This window comes from Succinimonas sp. (genome assembly GCF_045225735.1).
GTDB lineage: Bacteria > Pseudomonadota > Gammaproteobacteria > Enterobacterales > Succinivibrionaceae > Succinimonas.
The window spans coordinates 1-2,163 of sequence record NZ_JBGVBR010000184.1 but is presented as its reverse complement, the minus strand read 5'-3'; the positions used below and the strand labels follow the sequence as shown (position 1 = coordinate 2,163).

General features: G+C 56.0%; 2 protein-coding genes. Both read right to left on the bottom strand.

Features of this window, described 5'->3' with window-relative positions:
- Positions 1–939 (bottom strand): hypothetical protein (locus ACJROR_RS06500; RefSeq protein WP_406546396.1); only part of this gene is annotated, 939 nt, incomplete at its 3' end.
- A 158-nt stretch (positions 940–1,097) separates the two neighbouring features.
- A partial coding sequence (locus ACJROR_RS06495; RefSeq protein WP_406546395.1) for a hypothetical protein occupies positions 1,098–2,163 on the bottom strand: 1,066 nt, incomplete at its 5' end.

The following is a 2,163-nucleotide window of genomic DNA, read 5'->3' as shown; positions in this document are numbered from 1 at the left end:
ACGGAGACAGGCCACCCGGTCATCCTCGGAGCAGGCCTTCTGAAGCTCCGGAAGCCGGGCTTCGATATTAGTCACCTCCCGGCGGGCCTGCCGGGCCGTATTGCAGAATTCCGGGGAATCATGCAAATGGCAGGCCTTATCCATATAGGCCAGGCGTTCCCGGTCATCCTGGGTGATTTCCTGAGCGTATACGGCGCAGACATAAGGGATCTCATGCTTGTCGCAGCCTTCCTTAATGGTTTTGATCCTTTCTTCCCGCGGGGGATCGTTCTTTCCGGTTTTTTCCGCGGCCAGGGCCCGGTAGATACAGGCGGTCGCCGTTTCATCGCTGCCATCCCCCAGGCAGCCTCTGGCGCCAAATTCATATGATTTCTCATAATCGTCCGCGACATAAAAAATGGCTGCCGCCTTGCCGCAGGATCTCGGCAGTTCCGGAGAGCAGGCCTTAATGTATAGCTCGCGGATTTCCTCCTGCGCTCCGGGACGTTCTCTGAAATGCTTCCCGAGCACATTGGCCTTAAGCTGACAGCTTTTCAGGTTGTTAAGATCGCATCCCCGGGCAGCAAAATCCAGCGCCTTTTCGGGGGATGACTGAGAGAGCTCCCCGTAGAATTCCATAATCCCCCTGTTGACGCAGGCGTGGTCATATTTGAAATCGCAGGCCTTTTCCCAGTCCTGGGCGGCTTTGTCATATTCCTTCTTCTCGTAATAGCGGAAGCCCCGCCGGAAGCAGCTCTCGCCGTCTTCGCAGACCAGCGCTGCCTCCTGATGTTGCTGCTTTTGCGGATCGCTTTCAAATAAAGGGGTTTCAAATACATGATCCCACACTAACAGCAAAAGTCCGACGGGGAAGAAGATAAAGAAAATCCCCATAATGATCAGAAGCGCCTGAGCTCCCTGACAGCCCCGGGAATCGCAGCCGTTTCTGTTATAGCTCATGTTTATCTCCTTTTAAGGCTGCCCTTTAAACGCTCGGCGATCAGCCATAAAAACTTCGGCCCGGAAAAAAATTGCCCTGTCCGGATACGCGGCTATGATGACAGGAATAACCGGCAGCGGCAAGAACTTCGTCAGCTTAACTTTAGCTCCTTCATTATTTATCTCCCGGCGTCCTTTTTCAGGCGGCGGAGTTCGGCGCAGCCCTGACTGTCGCGCTTCTGACAGAGCGCCTCGTATACCTCTATGGCTTTGGCCTGCCGTTCCCGGGGCGCCAGCTCGTTATTGTTTTCGTAATATTTTCCGATGCGGAGACAGGCTGCCCGGTCGTCCGCGGCGCAGGCCTCCTGAAGCTCGGGAAGCTGGGCCTCCTGAAGATCCGGAAGCCGGGCTTCGGTGTCAGTTACCTCCCGGCGCTTTTGCTGCTGCTCCCGCTCCTGCCGGGCCATATTGCAGTATCCCGGGGAACCATGGAAATGGCAGGCCTTGTCCATATAGGCCAGGCGTTCCCGGTCGTCCTTTGCTATTTCCTGAGCGTAAACGGCGCAGACATAGCCAAGCTCATACTTGTCGCACCCTTCCTTAATGGTTTTGATCCGGTTCTCCAGCGGGGGCTCGCTTCTCCCGGTCTTTTCCGTCGCCAGAGCCCGGTAGAGACAGGCGTTCACTGTATCTTCGCTGCCGTTCTCCAGGCAACCCCTGACGGCAAATTCGTAGGAGTTTTCATAATCGCCCCGGAGATAAAAATCGGCCGCCGCATAGCCGCAGGAGCTCGGCAGCTTCCGGGAGCAGGCTTTAACGTAAAGCTCGTGAGACTGTTCCAGGGCTCCGGGCCGCCGGCTGAAATGGTTTCTCAGCGTATCGGCCTTTAGCTGACAGCCCTTAGGGTCGTTATAAGCGCACCCCCGGGCGGCAAAATCCAGCGCCCTTTCCGGTGATGGCTCAGGGAGGGCGCGGTAATAATCCATAAATCCTCTGTTGGTGCAGGCGAGGCCGTATTTGAAGTCGCAGGATTTTTCCCAGTCCCGAGCGGCCTTGTCGTATTCCTTTATCTTGTAATAATGGTAGCCTCTGAGGAAGCAGCTCTCGCCGTCTTCGCAGACCAGCGGGGCCGGCTCAGGGTTTTGCTGCCGCTCCTTCTCCTTCCTGTCAGAGTACATAGTCCAGGCCAGTGCCGCCATGCTCACAACGGTGCAAAAAAAGAACATTCCCAGCATAATTGAGAGC